We start from the raw sequence: 26,342 nt of genomic DNA on the forward strand, positions 1-26,342 counted from the left end.
GCTGTGGCGTGCGGTTCAACCGGACGCAGGCAACGGGACGAGTGAGCGTTTTTGACGAGCAACAAGATTTTTAACGTGACGGGCTGCGGCGTAGTCAGCCGATGTGCCCGGAGGATATCGAAATGACTGATGTTGTGATCGTATCGGCCGCCCGTACGGCAGTAGGCAAATTCGGTGGGTCGCTGGCGAAGATCGCGGCGCCCGAACTCGGCGCGACGGTGATCCGCGCGGTGCTGGAACGCGCGGGCATGAAGCCCGAGCAGGTGAGTGAAGTGATCCTGGGTCAGGTGCTGACGGCGGGCTCGGGGCAGAATCCGGCGCGCCAGTCGCTGATCAAGGCCGGTCTGCCTGCGGCAGTGCCGGGCATGACGATCAACAAGGTCTGCGGTTCGGGCCTGAAAGCGGTCATGCTGGCCGCCAACGCGATCATTGCGGGCGACGCGGACATCGTGATCGCCGGCGGTCAGGAAAACATGAGCGCCGCACCGCACGTGCTGCCTGGCTCGCGCGACGGTTTCCGTATGGGCGACGCAAAGCTGATCGACTCGATGATCGTCGACGGCCTGTGGGACGTGTACAACCAGTACCACATGGGCGTAACGGCTGAAAACGTCGCGAAGGAATTCGACATCACGCGCGAACAGCAGGACGCGTTTGCGGCGTTGTCGCAGAACAAGGCCGAAGCCGCACAGAAGTCGGGCCGTTTCGACGACGAAATCGTGCCGGTCGAAATCCCGCAACGCAAGGGCGACCCGGTGCGTTTCGCCACCGACGAGTTCGTGCGTCACGGTGTGACGGCTGAATCGCTTGCAGGGCTCAAGCCGGCTTTCTCGAAAGAAGGCACGGTCACGGCGGCCAACGCGTCAGGTCTGAACGACGGCGCGGCGGCGGTGCTCGTGATGTCCGCGAAGAAAGCGGAAGCGCTCGGCCTCACGCCGCTTGCGCGCATCAAGGCGTACGCGAACGCGGGTGTCGATCCGAAGGTCATGGGCATGGGCCCGGTACCGGCTTCGCGCCGCTGTCTCGAGCGGGCAGGCTGGAGCGTGAACGATCTCGACCTGATGGAAATCAACGAAGCGTTCGCCGCTCAGGCGCTCGCGGTACATAAACAGATGGGCTGGGACACGTCGAAGATCAACGTGAACGGCGGGGCGATTGCGATCGGCCACCCGATCGGTGCGTCCGGCTGCCGGATTCTCGTCACGCTGCTGTATGAAATGCAGAAGCGCGATGCGAAGAAGGGTCTCGCTTCGCTGTGTATCGGCGGCGGCATGGGCGTCGCACTGGCGCTCGAGCGGGTTTGAACGAGCGCGCGCCCCGCCTGCGCGCGAGGCGCCAGGAGGTGCCGGACCAGGTGTTCAGGCGCGCCGCACGCGGCGCGCGAGCGCAGTAGCTGCCTCACAGCCGTTCGCGAGAGGGCGGCGCGATCAAGCATCAGGCGAGGGCAGAGGTAGCCGGTCGGAACAGCCGGTCGGCGCCTCGAAAACGATAATGGAGTCAAGGTCATGACACAGCGAATTGCGTATGTAACGGGCGGCATGGGCGGCATCGGCACGAGCATCTGCCAGCGGCTGCACAAGGAAGGCTACAAGGTCATCGCGGGCTGCGGTCCGAATTCGCCGCGCCGCGTGAAGTGGCTCGAAGAGCAGAAGGCGCTGGGCTTCGATTTCGTCGCGTCCGAAGGGAACGTCGGCGATTGGGAGTCGACCAAAGCCGCGTTCGACAAGGTCAAGGCCGAAGTCGGCGAGATCGACGTGCTGGTGAACAATGCGGGCATCACCCGCGACGTGGTGTTTCGCAAGATGACCCACGAAGACTGGACCGCGGTGATCGATACCAACCTGACGAGTCTCTTCAATGTCACCAAGCAGGTGATCGACGGTATGGTCGAGCGCGGCTGGGGCCGCATCATCAACATTTCGTCGGTGAATGGGCAGAAGGGGCAGTTCGGCCAGACCAACTACTCGACCGCGAAGGCCGGCATTCACGGCTTCACGATGTCGCTCGCGCAGGAAGTGGCCACCAAGGGCGTGACGGTCAACACCGTGTCGCCGGGCTACATCGGCACGGACATGGTCAAGTCGATCCGCCCGGACGTGCTGGAAAAGATCGTTGCGACGATTCCGGTGCGCCGCCTCGGACAGCCGGACGAAATCGGCTCGATCGTGGCGTGGCTCGCGTCGGAAGAATCGGGTTTTTCGACGGGCGCAGATTTTTCGCTGAACGGCGGTTTGCATATGGGCTGAGTTACAGGCGCGCCGCTCACAAGGCAGCGCGGTCTGGCTCGGATGGTTCCGGCGGCGTCCCGGTTGCGCAAATGCCCGATTGCGCAGCCGGCACGCCGTCCGCGCTCTACTTGCGCTCAAAGGCGTTACATGACTACTACTACAAAGAAAGCAGCCGAACGACTGATCAAGAAATATCCGAATCGTCGGCTGTACGATACCGAGACAAGCACGTACATCACGCTGACGGACGTCAAGCAACTCGTGCTGGACCAGGAGGATTTCAAGGTCATCGATGCCAAGAGCAACGAAGACCTGACGCGTGCGATCCTGCTGCAGATCATCCTCGAGGAGGAGAGCGGCGGCTTGCCGATGTTCTCGTCGTCGATGCTGTCGCAGATCATCCGTTTCTACGGCCACGCGATGCAGGGCATGATGGGCACCTATCTGGAGAAGAACATCCAGGCTTTCATCGACATTCAGGCAAAGCTCGCCGATCAGTCGAAGAACCTGTATGAAGGCAAGGCGATGAACCCCGAGGTGTGGTCGCAGTTCATGAACATGCAGGCGCCGATGATGCAGGGCATGATGACGAGCTACATCGAGCAGTCGAAGAACATGTTCGTGCAGATGCAGGAGCAGATGCAGAACCAGGCGAAGTCCATGTTCGCCACATTCCCGTTCACGCCAGGCGGCGCGGTCAACGTGCCGGGCGGCGCCAATACCGCGGCGCCCGCTAGCCCGCAGGCCAATCCCGAACCGGAAAAGAAGTAGCCGTCCGAGCCCGCCAGGCGCGGCGTCTAGCCGTGCAGCGCATAGCGGCGCGGACTTGCGGCATGGCTGGTGCGGCGCGCGGCAGGCTGAGCGGCGCGAGCGCGGTACAATAGCAGGTTGCGTGCGCGGGACGCTCGTTCTCAGGATCTGGGCGTTGTAAACGACCCGTTCTCCCGTCCTCGCCGCGCTGTCCCGATCGTCCCCATTGTCGCCACGTCACCGCTATACGCCGGATTCACCTATGCCGCAGACCATTTCCTCCACCTCGCCGACGCCTTCCAGTCCGAAGGTCGGCTTCGTCAGCCTCGGCTGCCCGAAAGCTCTCGTCGACTCCGAGCAGATCATCACGCAGCTGCGCGCCGAAGGCTATGAGATTTCGGGCACGTATGACGGTGCGGACCTCGTGGTCGTCAATACCTGCGGCTTCATCGACGAAGCAGTGCAGGAAAGCCTCGACGCGATCGGCGAAGCACTCAATGAAAACGGCAAGGTGATCGTCACCGGCTGCCTTGGCGCGAAGAAAAGCGCGAGCGGCTCGGGGCTCATCGAAGAAGTGCATCCAAAGGTGCTGGCCGTCACCGGTCCGCACGCGTTGGGCGAAGTGATGCAGCATGTGCACACGCATCTGCCGAAGCCGCACGATCCGTTCGTCGATCTCGTGCCGGCCGCTGGCGTGAAGCTCACGCCGCGTCACTACGCGTATCTGAAAATTTCCGAAGGCTGCAATCACCGCTGCACGTTCTGCATCATCCCTTCCATGCGCGGCGATCTCGTATCGCGCCCGGTCGCGGACGTGATGCTCGAAGCGGAAAATCTGTTCAAGTCCGGCGTGAAGGAACTGCTCGTTATTTCGCAGGACACGAGCGCTTACGGCGTCGACGTCAAATATCGCACGGGCTTCTGGAACGGCAAGCCGATCAAGACGCGCATGACCGACCTGGTCGGCGCGCTCGGCGAACTGGCCGCCCAATACGGCGCGTGGGTGCGCCTGCACTACGTGTATCCGTACCCGAGCGTGGACGAAGTCATCCCGATGATGGCGGCAGGGCCGTACAAGGGCCACGTGTTGCCGTATCTCGACGTGCCGTTCCAGCACGCGCATCCTGAAGTGTTGAAGCGCATGAAGCGCCCGGCCAACGCCGAGAAAGTGATGGAGCGTGTGAAGGCGTGGCGCGAAATGTGTCCGGATCTGACGATCCGCAGCACGTTTATCGCCGGCTTTCCGGGCGAGACCGAAGAACAGTTTCAGACGCTGCTCGACTTCATCCGCGAGGCCGAACTGGATCGTGTCGGCTGCTTCGCCTACTCGCCGGTTGAAGGCGCTACGGCGAACGAGCTCGACGGCGCGTTGCCCGATGAAGTGCGCGAGGAGCGCCGTGCGCGTTTCATGGAAGTGGCCGAAGAGGTGTCGGCGAAACGCATCGCCAGGAAGGTCGGCAAGACGCTGAAAGTGCTGGTCGACGAGATCAATGCCGACGGCGGTATCGGCCGCACGGCGGCAGATGCGCCGGAGATCGACGGCGTCGTGTATATCGCGCCCGCCGTGAAGGCGTCGAAGCGTTACAAGGTCGGCGATTTCGTGTCGGTGAAAATCACTGGCGCGGACGGCCACGACCTGTGGGGCGAGGTCTGAACGATGTCGGTGAACACGTCGGCTAAACCGGAAATCCTCGCGCTCGGCGAGGCGATGATCGAGTTCAACCAGTCGGCGAAAGACGAGCCGAACTATCTGCAGGGCTTCGGCGGCGACACGTCGAACTTCTGCATCGCGGCAGCGCGTCAAGGTGCGCGTACCGGCTTCGTGTCCGCGGTCGGCGCCGATCATTTCGGACGCCTGCTGATCGATCTGTGGGAGCGCGAGCAAGTGGATACCGCGCTCGTACGCGTCGACCCGCATGCGTCCACTGGCGTTTATTTCGTCTCGCATGGTCCGGACGGTCACGCGTTCGACTATCTGCGCGCAGGTTCCGCGGCGAGCCGTTATGCGCCGCGCGACCTGCCGCTCGACGCAATCGCCGCTGCCAAAGTCATTCACCTGTCGGGTATCAGTCTCGCGATCAGCCTGAGCGCGTGCGACGCGGCGCTCGAAGCCATTACGCATGCGCGCGCCAATGGCGTGCAGGTAAGTTTCGACACGAATTTGCGCCTGAAGCTGTGGCCGTTGAACCGGGCCCGCGCGGTGATGCTCGAAGCCATCCGCCAGACCGACATCTGCCTGCCAAGCTGGGACGATGTCACCGAACTCACCGGTTTGACCGGTCGCGACGAGATCGTCGATTTCCTTCTGTCGCACGGCCCGCGCGTGGTTGCGCTGAAGCTGGGCAAGGAAGGTTCATACATCGCGACGCCCGACGAGCGGCGCGTCGTGCCTGGTCACGTTGTCAATGCGGTCGATGCAACCGGCGCGGGCGACTGCTTCGGCGGCGCGTTCATCGCACGGCTAGTCGAAGGCGACGATCCCTTCGAAGCGGCGCGTTATGCGAACGTTGCCGCGGCGCTATCCACGCAAGGCTACGGCGCGGTCGCGCCGATTCCTTCGCGGGCGGCGGTCGAACGGATTCTCGCGGGCTGAGCGTGGCGCGTTACGTGTCACATTACGCGCCAAACTACGCGTCACATTACGAGCCGCATCAAGCGTCGCAATATGCGCCGCAATACGGGTCGAGCCAGAGCGAACCATCTTGAGAGACTAAACGAGGAGCGAGCAATGCAACGGGACGTGGTGGTGGTGAGCGGTGTGCGTACGGCAATCGGCGGTTTCGGCGGCAGTCTGAAGGACTTTCCGCCCACCGACCTCGGCGCGCGCGTCGTGCGCGAAGCCCTCGCGCGTGCAAACGTGTCCGGCGACGAAGTCGGCCACGTGGTGTTCGGCAACGTCGTGCATACCGAACCGAAAGACATGTATCTGGCCCGCGTGGCCGCCATCAACGGCGGCGTCGCGCAGCACACGCCCGCGCTGACCGTGAACCGTCTGTGCGGCTCGGGCTTGCAGGCGATCGTGTCGGCCGCGCAAAGCGTGCTGCTCGGCGACGCGGACATCGCGATCGGCGGCGGAGCGGAGAACATGAGCCGCGCACCTTACTCGATGCCCGCTGCGCGCTTCGGTCAACGCATGGGTGACGCCCGCCTTGTCGACATGATGGTCGGCGCGCTGAACGATCCGTTCCAGTCCATTCACATGGGCGTGACCGCCGAGAACGTTGCTCGCAAATACGACGTTTCGCGCGAAGCGCAGGACGCGCTCGCGCTCGAATCGCATCGCCGCGCAGCCAACGCGATCACGAGTGGTTACTTCAAGGAACAGATCCTGCCGATCACGATTCCGTCGAAGAAAGGCGACACTGTGTTCGATACCGACGAACACGCGCGCATGAACGCATCGGCGGAAGATTTTTCCAAGCTCAAGCCCGTGTTTGCGAAAGAAAACGGCACGGTCACAGCGGGCAACGCTTCGGGCATCAACGACGCGGCCGCTGCGGTCGTTCTGATGGAGCGCAGCGTTGCCGAGCAGCGCGGCATCAAGCCGTTGGCGCGGCTCGTTTCGTACGCGCATGCGGGCGTCGATCCCGCCTATATGGGCATCGGTCCCGTGCCCGCGAGCCGCAAGGCGCTCGAGCGTGCCGGGCTGACGGTTGCGGACCTCGACGTGATCGAGGCCAATGAAGCGTTCGCCGCGCAAGCCTGCGCGGTCAGCAAGGAACTGGGCTTCGATCCGGCCAAGGTCAACCCGAATGGTTCGGGTATTTCGCTCGGTCATCCGATTGGCGCCACGGGCGCGTTGATCACCGTGAAGGCGTTGTACGAACTGCAACGCATTGGCGGCCGCTACGCACTCGTCACGATGTGCATCGGCGGCGGGCAGGGCATCGCCGCGATCTTCGAACGGATCTGAGTCGCCTGAAGCGCAGCAGGCAGTAGCCAAGGTAATTGAGGAAAGAACGGATGCAGGAATCGAAACCGGTTAAAGGCGCGATGCGTCGGCGCGGCTGGACCGCTATGAGCGTTGCCGCATTGCTGTCCGTGAGCGTGGCGGTGTTGTCGCCGGAAACGGCGCGAGCGCAAAGCGATGCGGTAAAGGAACTCGCCGCGCCCCCGCCGATCCAGTTGCCGCTCAAGCCGAGCCCCGAGTTCGCCAGATTTCCGCGCTATAGCGGCATGCTCGGCTCACGCCAGATCGTGCTGCGCCTTGGCCCGAAGACGGACGATCCGTCCGGCGTTCATGGCGAGTATCAGTTCACGGACACCGGTGAAGTGATTCTGATCGCCGGCGACCGCGATGGCGACACGCTCGAAGTCGAGGAATCGAACGACGGCACGCACATTACCGGCAACTGGGTCGGCAAGTTCGCGGCGGACGGTTCCGTGGCGGGCGACCGGATGAACGTGGACGATTCGAACCCCCAGCCGTTTGATCTCAAGCCGCTGGCAGCCGGGCAAGCGGTGCCGGCAGCGGCCGCTGCTCCGAAAGACGGCAAGACCGCTGCGGGCGGCGCGGCTTCCGCGACTCGCTCCGATGCGGCGGCGCCCGCAGCCGCGGCTCCGCCGGCAGCGCCAACGGGTGCGGGCCGGCCGGTAGGCGGCGTCAGCAACCTGCAAACCGGCGAGTGATTCTGCGTCCGGCGCTCTTCGCGGGTTCGCGGCACCTACACCCGGCGCGGCGAAATTCCGCCGACTCGTCTACTCTTGCGTGAGCGGCGCGGCGTTCGCCGCTTTTCGCATCGTCTTCCTTCATTGAATTCACCATGACCCAATCCAAACTCAAACGGTCTTTGCAGACTCGCATCGTGCATGCAGAGGACAAGCTCACGCCGGGCTTCGAGTCTTTCTCCATGCCGGTCACGCGCGCGTCGACCGTCGTTTTCCCGGACCTCGCGACCATGCGCGCGCTCGACTGGAAAAACGACGCCCAATGGCGCTATGGCCTGCACGCAACGCCCACGTCGCTCGCTCTGGCACAGCGCCTTGCCACGATCGAGGGCGGCAATCACGCGCTGTTGCAGCCTTCGGGACTGTCGTCTATTTCGAACGTGTACTTCGGGCTCGTCAAAGCGGGCGACGACGTGCTGATTCCCGACAACGTCTACTCGCCGAACCGCGATCACGGCGACTGGCTCGCACGCGACTTCGGCGTGACCGTTCGTTATTACGACCCGATGATCGGTGCGGGCATTGCCGAGCTGATCCAGCCGAACACGCGGCTCATCTGGCTGGAAGCACCCGGTTCCGTGACGATGGAAGTGGCCGACGTGCCAGCTATCACCGCGGCCGCCCGTGCCCGCAACGTGGTGACGGCAATCGACAACACCTGGTCCGCCGGGCTCGGTTTCCGTCCGTTCGATCACGGCGTCGACATCTCGGTGCAGGCGCTCACGAAGTATCAGTCGGGTGGCGGCGACGTGCTGATGGGCGCCACCATTACCGTCGATCGCGAACTGCATCTGAAGCTCAAGGCGGCGCGCATGCGCATGGGCATCGGCGTGTCGTCGGATGACTGCTCGTTGATCCTGCGCAGCTTGCCAACGATGCAAGTGCGTTTCCAGCAGCACGACCGCTCGGCGCTCGCGCTCGCACAGTGGCTGAAGACGCGGCCGGAGATCGCCGCGGTGTTGCATCCGGCGATTGAAGACTGTCCGGGGCACGAGTTCTTCAAGCGCGACTTCACGGGAGCGGGCGGATTATTTTCCGTCGTGTTCGACGGGCGGTATAGCGCCGCGCAGATCGACACTTTCTGCGAGTCGCTGGAGCTGTTTGCCATCGGCTGGAGTTGGGGCGGCGCGCATAGCCTCGTGATGCCGTACGACATTGCGTCGATGCGCACCGAAGGCGAGTGGCCGCATCGCGGCACTTTGGTGCGGTTCTACATCGGCCTCGAGGAAGAAGCCGATTTGCGCGCGGATATCGAGCAGTGTCTCGCAGCACTCGCGTGAACTGACGCTGCGTCGGCGCAGTGAGATAAGCCCACCGTGACGCGTTCGCGGTGGGCTTTTTTATTGTGCTGCGCTCAGCGAGTCGCAGCCATCAGGCACAACGAAGACGCAACGATGAAGCAACGATGACGCAACGATGACGCAACAATGACGCAACCACGCCCGCGTCGCATCAGACTTCAAAACAACCGCAACAACCCATCCAGCCCTACGTAGTTGAACGCCACGCTGGCGGCTTCACGTACGACCGGCTTCGCGCGGAACGCAACAGAAAGTCCCGCTTCGGCCATCATCTTGAGATCGTTGGAGCCGTCGCCCATTGCGATTGCGCGCGACGGCTCGATGCCGAGTTGCGCGCACGTCTCGCGCAGCGTGCGCGCTTTCACATCGGCATTGACGATCTCGCCGATCACTTTGCCCGTCAGCTTGCCGTCCACGATGTCGAGCGTATTGGCGCGCGTGAAGTCGAGGCCGAGCCGTGCCTTCAGCTTCTCGGTGAAGAAATTGAATCCGCCGGAAACGAGTAGCGTTTTCAGTCCCGCTTCTTTCGCGCCCGCCAGCATCTGCTCGGCGCCGGGCGAAAGCTGCAGGCGTTCTTCATAGACGCGTTCGAGCGCGCTTGCGTCGAGTCCCTTGAGAAGCGCGACGCGGCGCGTCAGGCTTTCGTTGAAGTCTTTGATCTCGCCGCGCATCGAGGCTTCGGTGATCGCGGCGACTTCCGCTTTCAGACCGCAGAAGTCGGCGATTTCGTCGATACATTCGATCGTGATCAGCGTCGAATCCATGTCCATCGCGACGAGTCCGAAGTCGCGCAACTGACGGCCCGCTTCGACAAACGCGTAATCCAGCCGATGCGTGCCGCAATAAACGTCCAGGTCCGGACGCTGCGCAATATCGGCGTCGGAGATGCGGATAGCGTTTGCGTCGACGACGGTGGCGTGCGAGCCGCGCGAGAGCGCAACGAGCGTTTTGTGATGATCGGTGGAAATCGGCGCGGGGCTTTGAATGACGAGGTTCATGAACGACGCATTGACGAGAAAAAGGCGAGCGCGGGGCTCGCAGGAAATCCGCTTATTGTAACGGCTCGACGGAATGCGCCGTCGTGGATGCCAAAACGCGGGTTAGCGGCAATGCAATCGCCGCGCGCCTCGTTCATACTGACGAGTCAAACGATGCGCCACGCTCACTGCATCCACGCCTTCGAGTCGACGCGAGAGCGCCTTCAACGAGAAAGGCTTTGACGACCGCTCGCTCGCAAGGCACCGCCAGAACACATTAGAAGCGCGGAGCACGGTCATTGCGATGCAGGAGCAACAACGCACACTATACGGAGACAACGCATGCCCACGGCGACCGCCGGCGACACAGCCATCCTCGCGCGCGACTTCGATCTGCGCCATCTGAGCCCCGAGTTCTACGCGAATCCATACCCGGTTTACAGCGCATTGCGCACGCATGAGCCAGTGAAGCGCATGCCTGATGGCTCGCTTTTCCTGACGCGCTTTCGCGACGTGCAGGCCGTATATCGCGACCCGAAGACCTTCAGTTCGGACAAGACCGTCGAATTCAAGCCCAAGTACGGCGACTCGCCGCTCTACACGCATCACACCACGAGCCTCGTGTTCAACGATCCGCCGCGCCATACGCGCGTGCGCAAGCTGATCGCCGGCGCGCTGACCGCGCGCGCGATAGCGGCAATGGAACCCGGCCTGGTGCGTCTCGTCGACGGTCTGCTCGATGCCGCGGCTGAACGCGGGCGCATCGATCTGATCGGCGAATTCGCGTCGGCGATTCCGGTGGAGATTATCGGCAACCTGCTCGACGTGCCGCATGCGGAACGCGAGCCGTTGCGCGACTGGTCGCTCGCTATCCTCGGCGCGCTCGAACCTTCGCTCACCAGCGAGCAGTTCGAGCGGGGCAATCGCGCGGTGACCGAGTTCGTCGACTACCTGCGCGATCTGGTCGCGCGGCGCCGGCGCGAACCGGGCGATCCTCAACACGATGTCCTCACGCGCCTCATTCAAGGCGAGCGCGGCGAAAGCGGCGACGGCGAACAATTGTCGGAAGAAGAGTTGCTGCAGAACTGCATCTTCATTCTGAATGCCGGCCACGAAACGACCACGAACCTGATCGGCAACGGGCTTGTCACGCTGACTGAATGGCCTGATCAGCGCGCCGCGCTGCTGGAAGATCCGTCGTTGATCGAATCGGCCGTCGAAGAATGTTTGCGCTTCGAGAGCTCCAACCAGCTCGGCAACCGCATGACGACCAGCAACACGGAGATCGGCGGTCTGCCGGTAGCTCGCGGCACGCCGATCACGCTGTGCATCGGCGCCGCCAATCGCGACCCGGAGCAGTTTGCGGAGCCCGACCGCTTCGATATCCGCCGCGCGCCCAACCGCCACCTCGCATTCGGCTTCGGCATCCATCAGTGCGCGGGTCTGTCCCTCGCGCGGCTCGAGGCGCGCATTGCTATCGGCCGTTTCGTCCAGCGGTTTCCTGCTTATCGACTGGACGGCGAGCCGACGCGCGGCGGGCGCGTGCGGTTTCGCGGTTTCGCTTCGGTACCGCTGATTTGCCGATAGAGGTGAGGGCGGCAATGCACGGGACTCCGTAGTTTTTGCCGCCAACATGCAAGACTTACAGCGCAGTGTGTGGTAGGCCAACGGCCTTGCGCCGCGCGTCGTCAAAAAACCGTGGCACGCTTGGTGCTTCTCCGTGGGTCTTAGGCCCAGGGGAGCGCACGATGGCACATATGATCTGGAAAGGCGCGATCAGCTTCGGCCTTGTCCACGTACCGGTGCAGTTGTATCCGGCTACGAAGTCGGAGAAGGTCGGCTTCAACCTGCTCGACAAGCGCACGATCGATCCGGTCGGCTATAAGCAGATCAACAAGCGCACCGGCAAGGACGTGACGCGCGATAACATCGTGCGCGGCTTCGAATATGAGAAGGACAAGTACGTGGTGCTGACGGATGACGAGATTCGCGCCGCGAATCCCGAATCCACGCAGACGGTGGATATTCTCGCTTTCGTCGACGCACCCGACATCTCGTTTCTCTACCTCGACACACCTTACTTTCTGACGCCCGACCGCAAAGGCGAAAAGGTCTATGCGCTGTTGCGCGAGGCGATGAAATCGTCGGGCAAGGTCGGCGTGGCAAGTGTCGTCTTGCATAACAAGCAGCATCTTGCCGCACTGATTCCGGTCGGCCCGGTGCTCGCCCTGAACACGCTGCGCTGGGCTGAGGAAGTCCGCGACTTCGACGAATTCAAACTGCCGGCCGAAGGCACCAAGGCGGCAGGCGTCAGCGCGCGCGAACTCGACATGGCGCAGAAGCTGATCGACGACATGAGCGATACCTGGGACCCGTCGAAGTACCACGACACGTTCCGCGACGACATCATGGCGCTCGTCGACCGGAAGGTCCGCGAGGGCAAGACCGAGGAAATCACCGATATCGAAGCGCCGCGCGAGTCGCGTCAATCGGCCGACATTCTGGACTTGTCCGACCTGCTCAAGCGCAGCCTCGGGCGCGGTAAGAGCAAGCCTGCTTCGGGCACGCGCAAGCGCGCTGCCGCCGACGAGACTGCCGACGAAGACAGCGATTCGCAAGAGGACAGCGGCTCGACGGCATCGCGCAAAAAGCCACGCACGACGCGCTCCACGCGCGCGCCTCGATCGAGTGGAAGCGGCACTAGCAGCGGCAGTGGAGGCGGCCGGGCCACAGCCAAGTCGACTACGACCGCGCGCAAGCGCCGCGCGGCGGCATGATGGAGCGGCGGGCGCAACAGGGCAGAGATAGCGGTGCGAACCGCGGCATGAACCCGCTCGCGCGCCGATCCGACGGCTCCGTTCGCTCGGTACAAGCGGTGCAAGCCATCGCCACCTCGCCCCCGATGGAGTTCGCGCGATGAACGACCGACTCGACCTCTACAACCGCAAGCGCCGTTTCGACGAAACGCCCGAGCCCGCCGGCAACAAGGCGACCAGAAAGCGCGTCGGGCGCAATGCGGCGCGACCAGGACCGGACGAAGGCCTGTCGTATGTGATTCAGGAGCACCACGCGCGGCGCCTGCACTACGACTTCCGTCTCGAATTGAACGGCGCACTGCTTTCGTGGGCGGTGCCGAAAGGGCCGAGCCTCGATCCGTCGGTCAAACGTCTCGCCGTTCACGTCGAAGATCATCCGGTCGAGTACGGTTCGTTCGAAGGCGAAATTCCGCCGGGCAATTACGGCGCGGGCACGGTGATCGTCTGGGATCGCGGCACGTGGGAGCCGGTCGGCGGCGCGGCCGAGGCGGTGCGTGCTTATCGGGCCGGCAAGCTCAAGTTCCATCTGCACGGCGAAAAGCTGCACGGCGGCTGGACGCTCGTGCGCAGCCACATGCGCGGCAACGCCGACAAGGAGCAGTGGCTGCTCATCAAGGAACGCGACGACGAGGCGCGTCCCGAGAGCGAATACGATGTTCTCGCAGAACAGCCGGGCAGTGTGCTCGGCGCCGCGCCGGCCTCCAATGGCAAAGGCGGCAAGCAGGCCAGCAAGCAGACGAGCAAGCAGACGAGCAAGCCAAAAGACAAGCAGGTTGCTGCGAAGCGAACGACAGCGGCTCCCGTCCGCGGCGATTCGAAGCGTCCGGACATCGTGGCGACGCGCAGCAGCGAGTCGCTGCGCGAACTCGCTGCTGCGCCGGCAATAGAAGGCGCGGTGGCAGCGAAACTGCCCGCGACGCTCAAGCCACAGTTGGCGACGCTCGTCGACGCTACGCCGCCCGGGGACGACTGGTCGTACGAAATCAAGTTCGACGGGTATCGCGTGCTCGCTCGCATCGACGCGAGCGGGAAGGGCCGCGACGTGCAGGTGTTCACACGCGCGGGCAACGACTGGACCGCCAAGTTCGGCAAGCAGGTGAAGGCGTTCGAGCAACTTGGGGTGGAAAGCGCGTGGCTCGACGGTGAAGCCGTGGTGCTCGACGAGAACGGCGTGCCCAACTTTCAGGCGTTGCAAAACGCGTTCGATTCGAACCGGCCGCAAGACATCGTCGTCTATCTGTTCGACGTGCCGTTTCTGAACGGCTACGACTTGCGCGGCGTGCCGCTGCAGCAAAGACGCGCGATTCTGCGCGCGCTGCTCGAACCCGTCGACGACAGCGTGCTGCGCTTTTCGAACGACTTCGAGTTCAGCGCCGACGATCTGCTGAAAAGCGCGTGCGATATGGCGCTCGAAGGGATCATCGGTAAGCGGCGCGACAGCGGCTATAGCTCCGGCCGCTCGGCCACCTGGATCAAGCTCAAATGCCGCCGACGCCAGGAGTTCGTGATCGGCGGCTATTCGGAACCGTCGGGCAGCCGCGCGGCGTTCGGCGCACTGCTTCTCGGCGTGTACGACAGCAAGGGCAAGTTGCAATATGCGGGGCGCGTCGGCACCGGTTTCGACGCCGCCTTGCTGCGCTCGGTGAAGAAAGAACTCGACGCACACGAGACGAAACGCATGCCGTTCGCGAGTCCGCCGCGCGAGCGCAGTCGCACGCCGGTGCATTGGGTCGAGCCCGTGCTCGTCGCCGAATGCAATTTCGCCGAATGGACGAGCGACGGTATCGTGCGCCAGGCGTCGTTCGTCAGTTTGCGCAGCGACAAGCCGGCGCGCCAGATCGTCAAGGAAGCACCACGCAAGGGGGACGACGTGCAACAGCAAACCGATATCGAGGCCCAATCCGACACGGCGCCGAAGAAACGTTCAGGACGGCGCGCAGGGGCTGAAGCGGATGACGACGTGCCGACTTCAGGCGCGAAGAAAAAGCGCTCTGCCGGCAAAGCGGTGGCGGGAGAAGCAACGGACAACGACACGGAAAAGGACGTAAAAACCACCGCGAAGGCGCCGGCTAAAACGACCGCTAAAACGACCGCTAAAACTGCGGGCGAAGCAACGACAACCACGCCGGCCGCAAAGACAGCGAGCAAACCAGCTGCCAAAACCGCCACACTGAAAGACGAAGCCGCGGACACTAAACCCGTCGCATCGCGATCCAAAAAATCCGCGTCACCCGCCGAAGTCGCCGGCGTTCGCGTATCGCACCCGGACCGCGTGATCGACAAGAGCACCGGCGCGCGCAAGATCGACCTCGTGCAGTACTACGAATCGGTCGCGCGATGGATGTTGCCGCATCTGGCGGACCGGCCTGTGTCGCTCGTGCGCGCACCCGAAGACATTGGCGGTGAGCTGTTTTTCCAGAAGCACAGCCAGAAGCTGTCGATCCCGAACATCACGCAGCACCCCGGGCTCGACCCCGGCCATCCTCCGCTCATCACCGTGGAGAGTGTGAAGGCGCTCGTCGGCGCCGCGCAAATGGGCACCATCGAATTTCACACGTGGAATGGCGTGGCATCGAACATCGAAAAGCCGGATCGCGTCGTGTTCGACCTGGATCCGGATCCGTCGCTCGGCTGGGACCGGATGATCGAGGCCGCTCAGCTGACGCGCTCGCTGCTGGACGAACTCGGCCTCACGTCTTTTTGCAAGACGAGCGGCGGCAAGGGCTTCCATGTCGTGGTGCCGCTCTCGAAACACGCGGGTTGGGACGAGGTGAAAGAGTTTTCGCAGGCGGTCGCTCAGCACATGGCGAGCACGCTGCCCAAATATTTCAGCGCGAAAATGGGCGCGCAAAATCGCAAGCAAAAAATCTTCGTCGATTATTTGCGCAATAACCGCGGCTCGAGCACGGTCGCCGCGTTTTCCGCGCGGGCGCGGCCGGGGCTAGGCGTTTCGGTGCCGCTCGCCTGGGACGAGGTCGCGTCGACCACTGGCGGCGATCAGTGGAATATCGGGAACCTGCATGAGCGTCTTGCAAATCTGAAGAGCGACCCGTGGGCCGACTACTCGAAGACTCGCCAGCGCATCACCGCGGCAATGAGAAAACGCCTGAACGGAGCGTAGCCGGCGCGTTCGCGTCGGCTGTAATAGTGAACACACAAGGAGCGGGTTATGAAAAGCACACCGCAATCGTCGGACGGCGGCAAGCAGGCCGATCCGCATGCCGAGAAGCATCCGGAGTCATTGGAAGACGCAGCTGCGCCGTTGCCGCATGAGAACGACCAGAGCGCCGGGTCGCAGCACGACGAAGAGCCACGGCGTGTTGGCAAGCAGGCGCATAGCGACGTCGAACGTGGGCTGCAGGACACGGATCGCCGCGGTGGCGGCGAGTATCAGGAAAAGACGCAGAACGACGCGCAGGCCGACGTGAACACCGATGGGAAATCGTCAGGTAACGCAGCCGGCAAGGCTGGCTCGTGAGGTATTGCAAGCAGACTTCCGGCTGCTGATGGAAGTCGGCTTGGCGCTAGCTGCAGATCTTCTATCTGTGAGTTATGCCGAACCGAGGCTAACGGACGCATGGTTCACGACGAGGACCTCGCGAACCTGCTGTCCTTCTCACTGTCCGCGTCGGCGCTCAGATCAGCGATGCCGCATGTCACCAATCTCACTCCGGCTCCACGTCCCAGAAGGGTGGATCGCCGAAATGCGCGGCAAGAAAGTCGATGAACGCGAGCGTCTTCGGCGGTACGAAAGCGCGGCTCGGATACACAGCCCAGATCGCCACCTTCTCGGCGAGCGGGTAGTTTTCGAGCACGCTCACCAGTTCGCCGGTGCGCAAAAACGGCGCGACGTCCCATGTCGATTTGAGCGCGATGCCGAAACCCGCGAGGAGCGCGTCGCGGATCACTTCGCCGTTATCGGTGACCATGCGGCCGCTCACGCGCACGTCGAGCGTTCCCGCCGGCGTTTCGAATGCCCAGTCGCGTTGATCCGACAGAATCATGCACTCGTGTTGTACGAGATCCGACGGATGATGTGGTGTGCCGCGCTGCGCCAGGTAGGACGGGGCCGCACACAACACACGCCGGTTGACCGCGAGGCGGCGCGCGACCAGCGAAGAATCTTTGAGCACGCCGATACGGATAGCCACGTCGATACCCGCATCGACGAGATCGACAAGCTGATCGGTCAGCCGCAAATCGACGCTCACGCCCGGATAACGCCGCAGAAACTCGGTAATGACGGGCGACACGTGCTGCCGCCCGAACGACGACGGCATCGACACGCGCAGGCGGCCTTGCGGTTCCGCTTGCCCTCGGCCCACCGAAGCTCGCGCTGCGGCGGCCGCGTCGAGCAGCGCTTCGGCGCGCGCCATGAAGACTTCGCCGTCCTGCGTGAGACTGATGCGGCGTGTGGTTCGATGCAGCAGCCGGGCGCCGAGCAGCTTTTCCAGTTGCGCGATCCGCGAGCTTGCCACCGCCGCAGACAGGCCGAACTCGCGTCCCGCCGCCGACACGTTCGCCAGCAGCGCGGCGCGCACGAATAGTGCGACGTCGAGCAAGTCCAGCCGATCGCGTTCGCTGCCAGCCAGCCGCGAATCGCGAAAAGTAGATGCCGGAACGTCCATTATTTGGAAAATCAAAAAGATGTTTCAGCGATTATGCCGCTTTTATCGAAGTAAGAGGCGGCTTACGATCATGTCCATGGATCGGCGGTCTCTGTGAAACGGCGCGGGCAGCAAGCATCAAAACCCGCGCGGGACCTCACCGGTTCTTCAACCTCATCGGAACAAACACGGGAGCACTCATGAAAGCCGTTGGCCTTTACCGCTATTTGCCCATCGACCAGGACGAAGCCTTGATCGACGTGGATATCCCCAAACCCGAAGCGACGGGTCGCGATCTGCTCGTGAAAGTCGAGGCGATCTCGGTCAATCCGGTCGACACCAAGGTGCGCGCGCCGAAAGACACCGTCGAAAAGGCGCCGCGCGTGCTCGGCTGGGACGCCGCAGGCACGGTCGTCGCAGCGGGGCCGGACGTGACGCTGTTCAAGGTCGGCGATCCGGTGTTCTATGCGGGCAGCATCACGCGACCGGGCGCGAACAGCGAGTTTCATCTCGTTGACGAGCGGATCGTCGGACGCAAGCCCGCGTCGCTCGATTTCACGCATGCGGCCGCGTTGCCGCTGACGGCCATCACCGCATGGGAAGCGCTGTTCGATCGCCTCGGCGTCTCACCGCAAGGCGCGCACGAGGGGCGCACGGTGCTAATTTTCGGCGGCGCGGGCGGCGTCGGCTCAATCGGCATCCAGTTGGCCAAACAGCTCGCGAAGCTGACAGTGATCGCGACCGCGTCGCGTCCCGAGTCGGCGAAGTGGGCGACCGAGCTGGGCGCGGATCATGTGGTCGATCACTTCGGCGACATGCCCGCTCAATTGAAGAAACTCGGCATCGAACAAGTCGACTACGTGCTGATGTTCAACGACACGGACAAGAACTTTCCGATCGCGGCCGAGCTCATCAAACCGCAGGGCGGCATCTGCACGATCGTCGAAAATAGCAAGCCGGTGCCGGTCGAGTTGCTGAAGGCGAAGAGCGCCGCGTTTCACTGGGAATTCATGTTCACGCGTTCCATGTTCGGCACGCCCGACATGATCGAACAGCACAAGCTGCTGACCGAAGTGGCGCGTCTCGTCGATGCCGGCACGTTGCGCACGACCGTCGGGCAACACCTTGGCGCGATCAATGCGGCGAACCTTCGGCGCGCGCATGCTCTGCTCGAAGAAGGGCGCGCGATCGGCAAGCTGGTCCTGACCGGCTTCTGATAAAACGCGTCCACGCAAGCGGGGTAACACCCGATGCTCAGGGAGCGCGCGCGGCATCGCTTGGCGGTAGACTGGTGACGCATCATGCTAAAACGGTTGTGTGTCTCGCGTCTGCTGCCGGCTTCCGCGCGCTTTATCTGGACCATGCGGGGGCAGCGCACTGACGCGGGCATGCAGCGGCACAACAACGAGGTGACAGTATGAGCTCCAGCTTCAAACTCTCCGCCGTTCCAGTTGTCGCTTCTCTCGCTTGCGTGCTTTCTTGCGGCGTACTCGCGCCTGCGGCTCGGGCGGCCACGCCGATTACGGTGACGTCGCAATCCGCCCTCGACGGTCCGATTCGCTACACGGTACGCGTCACCTCCAAACAATTCGGCAACTCGCAGGAAACGCGCACCATTCGTTCCGGTCAATCGGACGACTTCACGTGGAAGACGGTGCCGCCCGGCGGCGCAATTCCTGCGGCGGATGCGTGTCCGAACTACGCGTCGCTGCCGCTCGACTCCAATGGCGCGATGATTCGCCAGACACAGATCCGCCTCGCGCCGGTCGTCGCCGACGACGGCACGGCGACCGTGCAATTGAATTTCCAGGCGCACAAGCCCGATGGAGTGAAGACTGTCACGGCCAATGGAAAATCGCTCAAGTGTCCGAACGATGTCAGCATGAGCCAGGTGCTCCGTTTCACGATGCCGGTGAACGGCAGCACGAAGACGCTGACGCTCAGCGACGGCACGACTGTCGCGATCAGCGCGAAACGCTGACGGTGGTGGAGCGTTTTTGGCAGAAGCTGGTCCGAACCGTTCAACGCCGCACGCCGGCCCGTTCGATCAGCCGCGCCGACAGAAACCGGTGCTCCGCTGAAAAGAGGCGTCGATAGGTGAGCAGCACCGCGCCTACCGTGCCGAGCGCCGACGATGCCGCGATCAGAAACATGATCACGATCTGATAACGCACCGCCTGCAACGGCGACTGGCCGGCCAGCACCTGGCCGGTCATCATGCCGGGCAGGCTGACTACGCCGACCACGGCCATCTGGTTGAGCGTCGGCATCATGCCCGCGCGCACCGCCTGACGAGCAGGCGCTTGCGCCGCTTCCCAGCGCGTCGCACCGAGCGCTAACGCCATTTCCACGCGATCTCGCCGGGCGGTCAGCTCCTCGGTCATTCGTTCGATGCCAAGCGAGACGCCGGTGAGCGTATTGCCGAGGATCATGCCGAGAATCGGAATCGCATACTGCGGTTCGTACCAAGGGTGAATGCGGATCACGACGAACAGTCCGACCGCTGCCACCAGCCACGAACTGACCCAGATCGACAGCACACTGTCCGCGCGCTGCCCCGCGTAGGTGCGGCTGCCGCGCTGCGCTCCGGCAAAGCCGGCGATCAGCGTCATCACGGTCATCAACGGCAGCACGACAAACCAGTGGTCGTAGCGAAACACCCAACCCAGCACATAACCGATCGCGAGCAACTGCACGACGGTGCGCACGGCGGCCCACGCGAGCTTGCGTTCGAGATCGAGCTTGAGTGCCACCGAGACCGCGCCGTTCACGACGATCAGCAACGCGGCAATCGCGACGTCCCAAAGACTCAGGTTTTGCAATGTCATCGGCTGGGCGCTCCTTGCTCGGACGTGACGGCGGGCTCGTCGAGGACGCCCGCATGCATCGTGAGATGGCGCTCGCTCATGCGAGCAGCTTGTGCCGGATCGTGCGAGACCCAGATCGAAGCGTGCGCGCGGCGATCGGCGTCGAACCATGCACGCACGAGCCCTTCGATTGCATGTGATGACTCAGGGTCGAGTGACGCAGTCGGTTCATCGAGCAGGAGCACTTCAGGGGCGAGTTGCAGTACGCGAATCAGCGCGGTGATTTGCGCTTCGCCGCCTGACAGTTCGCTTGCGCGTTTGCCGAGAAAATCGCCCGCACGGCCAGCCTGCGCGGCCAGATCGGCCGCCTTTTCGCGGTCGAAGCGCGTATCGCGATACGCGCGCAGTTCGAACGGATAACGCAGATTGTCTTCCACTGTGCCGTCGAGCAGCGCGGGCCGCTGCCGGATGTAGGCGACACTGCGCCGGTAACGCGGAATCGCGGCGCGCGCGACGGACGCGCCATGCCAGACGATCCGTCCGGCGTCGAGCGGATCGAGCAGCGCGAGTGCCCGCAGGAACACGCTCTTGCCCGAGCCCGACGCGCCCGAGATGGCAACGCGGTCGCCGGCATACAGCGCGAACGTGGTGGACTGAAGCAAGGTCTGGCCGCGCGATGCATCGCGCCGGACGATGCCGTCGGCGAAAACGAAGGGGACATCGGTCATGAAAGCAAGTGGTGCGTAGAGGGCGGGGTGCGCGATGCAGCATCATAAAGTGGACTGAGGCCTGCGGCGAGCCGCCGAGCCTTTGAGCCCCAGCCGCTGAGCCGCAACGTGCGCACAAAGCGGGCACAAGATCTGCTGCGCGATCGACAACCAACAAGAAACCATGGAGCCTTTTGATGGCACGGTCGAGCACAATGGGAAGACGGATCGGCAAAATCGTCGCATGGATAGTCGCGATCATCGTCATCCTTGTGGTTGCGCTCACCGTTTTTATTCTCACGTTCGACTGGAACCGCGCGCGGCCGTATGTCAATGACAAGGTCACGCAGGCGATCGGTCGGCAGTTCACCATCAACGGGGATCTGAAGGTAGGTTTCCGGCACCCGGCAGGCGAAATCGGCTGGAAAAGCTGGGTGCCCTGGCCGCGCTTCTCGGCCGCCAACATCACGATAGCGAACCCCGACTGGGCGAAGCGCCCGCAGTTCGCGACGCTCGACGAGATCGACTTCCAGGTGAAGGTCCTGCCGCTCATCGCGCACAACATCGTGATTCCGGCGATCAACCTCGTGAACCCTTCGGTCGATCTCGAACGCATGAACGATGGTCGCAACAACTGGACGTTCCAGCTGCCGTCGTCGAAAACGCCGTCGCAGTGGAAGCTGCAGTTGCACGACATCGTGTTCGCGAAAGGCAATATCGCGCTCTCTGACGAGCAGAAGAAGGTCGACGTGCAGATGGTCGTCGATACGCTCGGTCAGCCGATTCCGATCGGCGAGGCGATGAAGCAGCAGGAGGAGGCGTCGCGCAAGGCATCGGCGGAAGCGGTCGGCAAAGAGGGCGCGAAAAAACTGAGCGCCCAGGCTGATGCGCAGGCGGCGTCGGCGGCCTCGGCCGCTTCCGCAGCGGCGGCTTCAGGCGCTTCTGCAACGGACATCCACGCATCCGGCACGACGGCGGCGACAGGCGCCGCGGGCGGGCTCACCGCAGGCGGTTCGAAGGGCGCAAGCGGCGCGGCGTCCACGGCCGTCGCAGGGGCCGCAGCTGGATCCGGCGCGAGCGGTGCACAAGCGCCTGCGGCATCGAGCGCAAGCGGCGCCAGCGCTGACAGCACGAACGCGGCGCGGGGCGCGCAGCGCGAGGTGCCGCCGTATGCAATTGGCTGGACCTTGAAAGGCACCTACAACAAGACCCCGGTCTCGGGCAGCGGCAAGGTGGGCGGTGTGCTGGCGCTCCAGGACGCCAACCGGCCGTTCCCCGTTCAGGCCGATGTGAAGGCAGGCGATCTGCACGTCGGCCTCGTAGGCACCATCACGGACCCGGCGCACCTTTCGGCCGTCGATATGCGCCTGTGGGTGCAGGGCAGCAGCATGGCCAAACTCTATTCGCTGACAGGTGTGACGTTGCCCGACACGCCGCCCTACGCAACGGAAGGGCGCCTCGTCGGTCAGTTCAAGAACACCGGCAACGTCTTCAAGTATGAAAACTTTACAGGCCGCGTAGGCGGCAGCGACCTGAACGGCTCGCTGACCTATACGGCGCGCCGGCCGCGACCGCTGTTGCAGGGCGAACTCGTGTCGCACCTGCTGCAGTTCTCCGATCTCGCGCCGGTGATCGGCGCGGACTCCAACGCGAGCAAGGCCAAGCGCGGGGATGCGGCCAGGCAGCCGTCCGATAAGGTCTTGCCGGTCGAGGAATTCCGCACCGACCGCTGGAAGGCGATCGACGCCGACGTGAAGTTCACCGGCCGGCGCATCGTCAAGAACGCCGATCTGCCGATTACGGATCTCTACACGCACGTCGTGATGACAGACGGCGTGCTGTCGCTCGAGCCGTTGAAGTTCGGCGTAGCCGGAGGCACGCTCGCTTCCAACATTCATCTGGACGGCAGCAGCGCGCCGCTGAAGGGACGCTTCGCGACCTCCGCGCGACATCTGAAGTTAAAGCAGCTGTTCCCGAACTTCAAGACGATGCAAAACGCGCTGGGCGAGATCAATGGCGACGCCGCGCTGACCGCGACGGGCAACTCGCCCGCTGCACTCGCGGCCACTTCGAACGGCGAAGTGAAGGCGCTCGTCACCGAAGGCACGGTGAGCCGCTTGCTGATGGAAGCCGCGGGCCTGAACGTCGCGAACGTCGTGTATGAAAAGCTGTTCGGCAATCGGGACGTGAAGATCAACTGTGCCGCCGCGGACTTTGTCGCGACCAACGGCGTGCTCGATTCGCGCGTGTTCGCACTCGATACCGACGACGCCGTGATCGACATCGACGGCAACGTCAATCTGCGCGACGAAACCATGGACCTCGGCGTGCATCCGCATACGAAGGGCTTCCGCGTGTTCTCGTTGCGCTCGCCGCTGTATGCGAAGGGCACGTTCAAGGACCCGCACGTCGGTGTGAACGTGGGCGCGCTGGCGTTGCGGGGCGGTGCGGCTGTAGGCCTCGGCCTCATCAATCCATTCGCCGCGCTGCTGCCCTTGCTGGCGCCGAGCAACAACAAGCCGTTGCCGTGCACTCAACTGCTGTCGCAAGTCCGGCAGGCACCGACGGCGCCGCCGCCGGGCACGAAACAGAAGCCCAAGCCCGCGATTTCGCTCGAAGGGGTGCCGGTCAACAAGCGTTCATCGTCCGCGGCTTCGGATGCCTCCGCAGCTTCGGCCCCCGCGCCGACCGGACGCAAGCCCGCGACCGTTTCGCCCGCGAGCGCAGCCGAGTACAAGGGAAGCTGATGCATTTCCTCTTACCTGCGGGGTGGTTCGACTGGACCCTTGGCGGCGGCTTTTCGTTCGTTTTTCTATGGCTGATCAGCGTGCCGTCTACATAGCACGGCGAACGCAGGGCCGGCGTAAGCGCGATGATGTAGCACGGGCGTGACCGGTTCGCGGGAGCGAAGCTCGCCGCGCAAACGGACTGTGACCACAGCGTGACGCAAGCATGAGCGAAGCATGAGCGCAGCGTGGTCACGGTATGACCACGCCGTGCAAGAGAGGGTGGGAGGTTCCGCCTAGCGCAACGACCGCGGCGTTGCGTCGCCCGCCGCATCTTGCCGGCGAACTCCGCGACGCGCACCGACGCGTGTCGCGCCAAACTCGGTCAGGATCTTGCCGCGAGCGCGGCTCGCAAATACCAGGAATCCGAAGCCGTCCGCTTCATACCAGTAACCACCGTTCTCGAGACCGTCGAGCGGCTGTTCAAGTGCATTCGTGATGGATTCGATGCAGCGCCGCCGCAATTCGGCCGCGGCCGGGTAAGGAGGATGTGCGCCGCGCACGCTGCATAGAAGCACGTCGAGACCGGGCAACACATGTGCATAAAGAACCGGCTCGTCTTGCGCGCGAGCGCGCGCAATTTTGGTGTCGAGTTGACCGAAGGGCTTGAAATGCCGTAGTACCGCGAGGAACGACTCATCGCCGTCCACCTTCGCGCGTCTACGCTTTTTCGGGAAGGACATAAAAATTCGCCTGAAAAAGAATTGCAAGAAACGCAGCGTCCTCATGCGACAACTCCCGGCTTCGCGCGCCGCACGTCGATCTTTTATAGCATACGACAAGGCCGGATTCACGATGATTCGACGACTCCGCCGCCTCACCGACTCCCGCACGAATCATGCCGAACCGCCTCGCCGCGCGCCTTCGCATTCCAGCACATCTGACTCCATCATAGACGCACGACGCGCCGAAAAAACATCTTGCACCAATAAAAAAGTCATTTTTATGTGGGCGCGGGCATCTTGCGCTCACGTTGAAATATTGCCGATTCACGTCGATAATGGCCCGTCTGGCTGGCGGGTTCCCGCAAGCTGCCGCTGCGTGAACGACCTTCGGGCGAACATGAAATTATTCACCAAGGGCCTGCTGCTGATCGCAGTGCCCAGCCTGGTGGAGCTGGCGCTTCTTGGCGTCGTCTTCGATACTCAGGAGCAGACAGCCCAAGCCGCGCAATGGGTCACCAATAGCAAGCAGATTCTTTACCAGTCATCGGCAATTGTCGATCCGCTGCTGCGCGAGGCGGCTCGGGTTCGTACCGGCATTGTGATCGGCGATCCGTCGTTGCTCGAGCGGCATACGGTGTGGATCGACGTAAGCGACCGTCTGTCGAAGCTCGACGCCCTGGTTGCCGATACGCCGCAGCAGGTCGAGCGGGTTCATAAGATGAAGCGCGCAATCGACGCATATCGCGCGCAGACCGTAATGATTTCGCAGGCGTTGCGTGACGGGCGCAATCTGCAATCGCTCGCCGCGCTCGAGAGTGGTGCGTTGCCGCAGCCAGTCGCCGCATTTCGCGACGAACTCGCGGCCTTTGGCGAAGAAGCTTCGCGTCTCGATGCTGAGCGCTCGGCGGCTCTTGTGCGGCGTCGCGAGCATCAGCAATATGCGCTGATCGCCGCAGTGATCGGCTCCATGCTGATCTGGGCCGGTACCGCAGTGGTGTTTGCGCGCAGCATCGGGCGGCGCCTCGAAGTGCTGACCGATAACGCGGAGCGCCTTGGCAACGGGCGGCCGCTTGCCGCGCGCCTGTCCGGTAACGACGAAATCGCGGCGCTCGACGCCGTGCTGCATCAGACCGGCGCGCGACTGCGCGAGGCGGAGGCCGAACAGGCGTCGCTCAAGAAGCGTCTTGAAGCGCGTGCGCAGGAACTGGCTGGCGTCAATGAGGAACTGCGCCAGGAGACGCAAGACAACGAAATGTTTATCTACAGCGTATCGCATGACTTGCGCTCGCCGCTCGTGAACCTGCAAGGTTTTTCGAAGGAGTTGCAGGTCTCGTGCGATGAGCTGGACAGCATCGTCGTCGAAGGGCGGCTGCCGGCAGCGGAACAAAAACGTATGGCGCATATTCTCGACGGCGATGTGCGCGAATCCTTGCAATACTTGCGTAGTGCGGTCACGCGGGCTGCGGCGATCATCGAAGCGCTATTGCGAATTTCGCGTGCCGGCCGGCTCGAATATCAATGGCAACGGGTCAGCGTCGCGCGCGTGGTGGCGCGCGTCGCCGAGACCTTGCAACGCGCCATCGAGGAGCGCGGTGCGGTTGTTACCGTGCGCGACCTGCCGCCCGCATGGGGCGACCCGGCCGCGATCGAACAGATCTTCAGTAACCTGATTGGCAACGCGTTGAATTATCTGGACCCCGCGCGCAACGGACGCATTGAGATCGGTGCGCTCGAACCGGAGCCCGTTGACGAAAACGGGCCGCGCGCGATTCGCATGCGCACGTACTATGTGCGCGACAACGGCCTGGGCATTCCGGCCGCTTACATGTCGAAGGTGTTTCGAGCATTTCAACGTCTGCACGGCGACGTAGCGAACGGCGACGGAGTCGGTCTGGCGGTCGTGCGGCGCACCGTGGAGCGGCATGGCGGGCGCGTCTGGGTGGAGTCTGCGCAAGGCGCTGGATCGACGTTTTTCGTGGTGTTGCCGGAGCAGCCCGCGCGGCCATGAACTGCGCCGGGCGCAGTGCGAA

At 63.4% G+C, this 26,342-nt stretch carries 21 protein-coding genes; 16 read left to right on the plus strand and 5 right to left on the minus strand.

Going from position 1 to position 26,342, the window contains the following annotated elements; translation table 11 throughout:
• The first annotated feature begins 122 nt into the window (after positions 1-122).
• From H281_RS0104390 to H281_RS0104425, 8 genes are all read left to right on the plus strand, one after another.
• Positions 123-1,304 carry an acetyl-CoA C-acetyltransferase gene (locus tag H281_RS0104390; RefSeq protein WP_020065864.1) on the plus strand — a complete coding sequence of 394 codons (1,182 nt, stop codon included), beginning with the start codon at positions 123-125 and terminating at the stop codon, positions 1,302-1,304.
• A 201-nt stretch (positions 1,305-1,505) separates the two neighbouring features.
• Entirely contained in the window at positions 1,506-2,246 is a 741-nt protein-coding gene (locus tag H281_RS0104395) for a 3-ketoacyl-ACP reductase (protein ID WP_020065865.1), read from the plus strand.
• A gap of 129 nt (positions 2,247-2,375) precedes the next feature.
• Positions 2,376-2,999: a polyhydroxyalkanoate synthesis repressor PhaR gene (gene phaR, locus H281_RS0104400; protein WP_020065866.1), complete on the plus strand. Its 624-nt coding sequence runs from the start codon at positions 2,376-2,378 to the stop codon at positions 2,997-2,999.
• A 241-nt stretch (positions 3,000-3,240) separates the two neighbouring features.
• Positions 3,241-4,632, plus strand: coding sequence for a 30S ribosomal protein S12 methylthiotransferase RimO (rimO, locus tag H281_RS0104405; protein WP_020065867.1), 1,392 nt, complete (start codon positions 3,241-3,243; stop codon positions 4,630-4,632).
• Between the two features lie 3 nt (positions 4,633-4,635).
• A complete protein-coding gene (locus H281_RS0104410; RefSeq protein ID WP_020065868.1) occupies positions 4,636-5,571 on the plus strand; it encodes a sugar kinase in 936 nt (311 codons plus the stop codon).
• Positions 5,572-5,706: 135 nt separating this feature from the next.
• Positions 5,707-6,891, plus strand: coding sequence for a beta-ketothiolase BktB (gene bktB / locus H281_RS0104415; protein WP_020065869.1), 1,185 nt, complete (start codon positions 5,707-5,709; stop codon positions 6,889-6,891).
• 50 nt (positions 6,892-6,941) lie between these two features.
• On the plus strand, positions 6,942-7,607 hold the full coding sequence (locus H281_RS0104420) for a hypothetical protein (protein ID WP_020065870.1): 666 nt from the start codon (positions 6,942-6,944) through the stop codon (positions 7,605-7,607).
• A 134-nt stretch (positions 7,608-7,741) separates the two neighbouring features.
• Entirely contained in the window at positions 7,742-8,926 is a 1,185-nt protein-coding gene (locus tag H281_RS0104425; protein ID WP_020065871.1) for a cystathionine beta-lyase, read from the plus strand.
• A 179-nt stretch (positions 8,927-9,105) separates the two neighbouring features.
• Here H281_RS0104425 and serB read toward each other — a convergent pair whose 3' ends face one another.
• Positions 9,106-9,945: a phosphoserine phosphatase SerB gene (gene serB / locus H281_RS0104430; protein ID WP_020065872.1), complete on the minus strand. Its 840-nt coding sequence runs from the start codon at positions 9,943-9,945 to the stop codon at positions 9,106-9,108.
• Between the two features lie 321 nt (positions 9,946-10,266).
• On the opposite strand from serB, the gene H281_RS0104435 reads away from it, so the two are divergent.
• The 4 genes from H281_RS0104435 to H281_RS0104450 all read left to right on the plus strand — a co-directional run bounded on the left by H281_RS0104435 (position 10,267) and on the right by H281_RS0104450 (position 16,218).
• The gene (locus H281_RS0104435; RefSeq protein WP_020065873.1) at positions 10,267-11,511 is read left to right on the plus strand and encodes a cytochrome P450; all 1,245 of its coding nucleotides are present in this window, start codon (positions 10,267-10,269) and stop codon (positions 11,509-11,511) included.
• A 161-nt stretch (positions 11,512-11,672) separates the two neighbouring features.
• Positions 11,673-12,701, plus strand: coding sequence for a non-homologous end joining protein Ku (ku, locus tag H281_RS0104440; protein WP_020065874.1), 1,029 nt, complete (start codon positions 11,673-11,675; stop codon positions 12,699-12,701).
• A 139-nt stretch (positions 12,702-12,840) separates the two neighbouring features.
• On the plus strand, positions 12,841-15,861 hold the full coding sequence (ligD, locus tag H281_RS0104445; RefSeq protein ID WP_020065875.1) for a DNA ligase D: 3,021 nt from the start codon (positions 12,841-12,843) through the stop codon (positions 15,859-15,861).
• A 48-nt stretch (positions 15,862-15,909) separates the two neighbouring features.
• Entirely contained in the window at positions 15,910-16,218 is a 309-nt protein-coding gene (locus H281_RS0104450) for a hypothetical protein (protein WP_020065876.1), read from the plus strand.
• 187 nt (positions 16,219-16,405) lie between these two features.
• On the opposite strand, the gene H281_RS0104455 is transcribed toward H281_RS0104450, so the two are convergent.
• Positions 16,406-17,368, minus strand: a complete 963-nt coding sequence (locus H281_RS0104455) for a LysR family transcriptional regulator (protein ID WP_020065877.1) — start codon at positions 17,366-17,368, stop codon at positions 16,406-16,408.
• A gap of 179 nt (positions 17,369-17,547) precedes the next feature.
• On the opposite strand from H281_RS0104455, the gene H281_RS0104460 reads away from it, so the two are divergent.
• Both H281_RS0104460 and H281_RS0104465 read left to right on the plus strand, forming a co-directional pair.
• Complete coding sequence (locus H281_RS0104460) at positions 17,548-18,564, plus strand: zinc-binding alcohol dehydrogenase family protein (RefSeq protein ID WP_020065878.1); 1,017 nt, start codon at positions 17,548-17,550, stop codon at positions 18,562-18,564.
• Between the two features lie 200 nt (positions 18,565-18,764).
• The gene (locus tag H281_RS0104465; protein WP_020065879.1) at positions 18,765-19,328 is read left to right on the plus strand and encodes a DUF6013 family protein; all 564 of its coding nucleotides are present in this window, start codon (positions 18,765-18,767) and stop codon (positions 19,326-19,328) included.
• Positions 19,329-19,368: 40 nt separating this feature from the next.
• On the opposite strand, the gene H281_RS0104470 is transcribed toward H281_RS0104465, so the two are convergent.
• Both H281_RS0104470 and H281_RS0104475 read right to left on the minus strand, forming a co-directional pair.
• A complete protein-coding gene (locus H281_RS0104470; RefSeq protein WP_020065880.1) occupies positions 19,369-20,175 on the minus strand; it encodes an ABC transporter permease in 807 nt (268 codons plus the stop codon).
• Positions 20,172-20,882, minus strand: coding sequence for an ABC transporter ATP-binding protein (locus H281_RS0104475; protein WP_020065881.1), 711 nt, complete (start codon positions 20,880-20,882; stop codon positions 20,172-20,174). Before H281_RS0104475 ends, H281_RS0104470 begins: the two co-directional genes overlap by 4 nt.
• Positions 20,883-21,058: 176 nt before the next feature.
• On the opposite strand from H281_RS0104475, the gene H281_RS0104480 reads away from it, so the two are divergent.
• Positions 21,059-23,608, plus strand: coding sequence for an AsmA family protein (locus tag H281_RS0104480; protein WP_020065882.1), 2,550 nt, complete (start codon positions 21,059-21,061; stop codon positions 23,606-23,608).
• 275 nt (positions 23,609-23,883) lie between these two features.
• Here H281_RS0104480 and H281_RS0104485 read toward each other — a convergent pair whose 3' ends face one another.
• The gene (locus tag H281_RS0104485; protein ID WP_006048904.1) at positions 23,884-24,375 is read right to left on the minus strand and encodes a hypothetical protein; all 492 of its coding nucleotides are present in this window, start codon (positions 24,373-24,375) and stop codon (positions 23,884-23,886) included.
• A gap of 334 nt (positions 24,376-24,709) precedes the next feature.
• Between H281_RS0104485 and H281_RS0104490 the strand changes: the two genes are divergently transcribed.
• Positions 24,710-26,320, plus strand: a complete 1,611-nt coding sequence (locus H281_RS0104490; protein WP_020065884.1) for a sensor histidine kinase — start codon at positions 24,710-24,712, stop codon at positions 26,318-26,320.
• Positions 26,321-26,342 lie beyond the last annotated feature (22 nt).

It is taken from the genome of Paraburkholderia caledonica (assembly GCF_000383275.1).
GTDB lineage: Bacteria > Pseudomonadota > Gammaproteobacteria > Burkholderiales > Burkholderiaceae > Paraburkholderia > Paraburkholderia caledonica.

Bases quoted from the DNA above. Each gene is read 5' to 3' on its own strand.
- H281_RS0104390 (WP_020065864.1), top strand. From the start codon at position 123: ATGACTGATGTTGTGATCGTATCGGCCGCCCGTACGGCAGTAGGCAAA.
- H281_RS0104395 (WP_020065865.1), top strand. From the start codon at position 1,506: ATGACACAGCGAATTGCGTATGTAACGGGCGGCATGGGCGGCATCGGC.
- phaR (WP_020065866.1), top strand. From the start codon at position 2,376: ATGACTACTACTACAAAGAAAGCAGCCGAACGACTGATCAAGAAATAT.
- rimO (WP_020065867.1), top strand. From the start codon at position 3,241: ATGCCGCAGACCATTTCCTCCACCTCGCCGACGCCTTCCAGTCCGAAG.
- H281_RS0104410 (WP_020065868.1), top strand. From the start codon at position 4,636: ATGTCGGTGAACACGTCGGCTAAACCGGAAATCCTCGCGCTCGGCGAG.
- bktB (WP_020065869.1), top strand. From the start codon at position 5,707: ATGCAACGGGACGTGGTGGTGGTGAGCGGTGTGCGTACGGCAATCGGC.
- H281_RS0104420 (WP_020065870.1), top strand. From the start codon at position 6,942: ATGCAGGAATCGAAACCGGTTAAAGGCGCGATGCGTCGGCGCGGCTGG.
- H281_RS0104425 (WP_020065871.1), top strand. From the start codon at position 7,742: ATGACCCAATCCAAACTCAAACGGTCTTTGCAGACTCGCATCGTGCAT.
- serB (WP_020065872.1), bottom strand. From the start codon at position 9,945: ATGAACCTCGTCATTCAAAGCCCCGCGCCGATTTCCACCGATCATCAC.
- H281_RS0104435 (WP_020065873.1), top strand. From the start codon at position 10,267: ATGCCCACGGCGACCGCCGGCGACACAGCCATCCTCGCGCGCGACTTC.
- ku (WP_020065874.1), top strand. From the start codon at position 11,673: ATGGCACATATGATCTGGAAAGGCGCGATCAGCTTCGGCCTTGTCCAC.
- ligD (WP_020065875.1), top strand. From the start codon at position 12,841: ATGAACGACCGACTCGACCTCTACAACCGCAAGCGCCGTTTCGACGAA.
- H281_RS0104450 (WP_020065876.1), top strand. From the start codon at position 15,910: ATGAAAAGCACACCGCAATCGTCGGACGGCGGCAAGCAGGCCGATCCG.
- H281_RS0104455 (WP_020065877.1), bottom strand. From the start codon at position 17,368: ATGGACGTTCCGGCATCTACTTTTCGCGATTCGCGGCTGGCTGGCAGC.
- H281_RS0104460 (WP_020065878.1), top strand. From the start codon at position 17,548: ATGAAAGCCGTTGGCCTTTACCGCTATTTGCCCATCGACCAGGACGAA.
- H281_RS0104465 (WP_020065879.1), top strand. From the start codon at position 18,765: ATGAGCTCCAGCTTCAAACTCTCCGCCGTTCCAGTTGTCGCTTCTCTC.
- H281_RS0104470 (WP_020065880.1), bottom strand. From the start codon at position 20,175: ATGACATTGCAAAACCTGAGTCTTTGGGACGTCGCGATTGCCGCGTTG.
- H281_RS0104475 (WP_020065881.1), bottom strand. From the start codon at position 20,882: ATGACCGATGTCCCCTTCGTTTTCGCCGACGGCATCGTCCGGCGCGAT.
- H281_RS0104480 (WP_020065882.1), top strand. From the start codon at position 21,059: ATGGCACGGTCGAGCACAATGGGAAGACGGATCGGCAAAATCGTCGCA.
- H281_RS0104485 (WP_006048904.1), bottom strand. From the start codon at position 24,375: ATGAGGACGCTGCGTTTCTTGCAATTCTTTTTCAGGCGAATTTTTATG.
- H281_RS0104490 (WP_020065884.1), top strand. From the start codon at position 24,710: ATGAAATTATTCACCAAGGGCCTGCTGCTGATCGCAGTGCCCAGCCTG.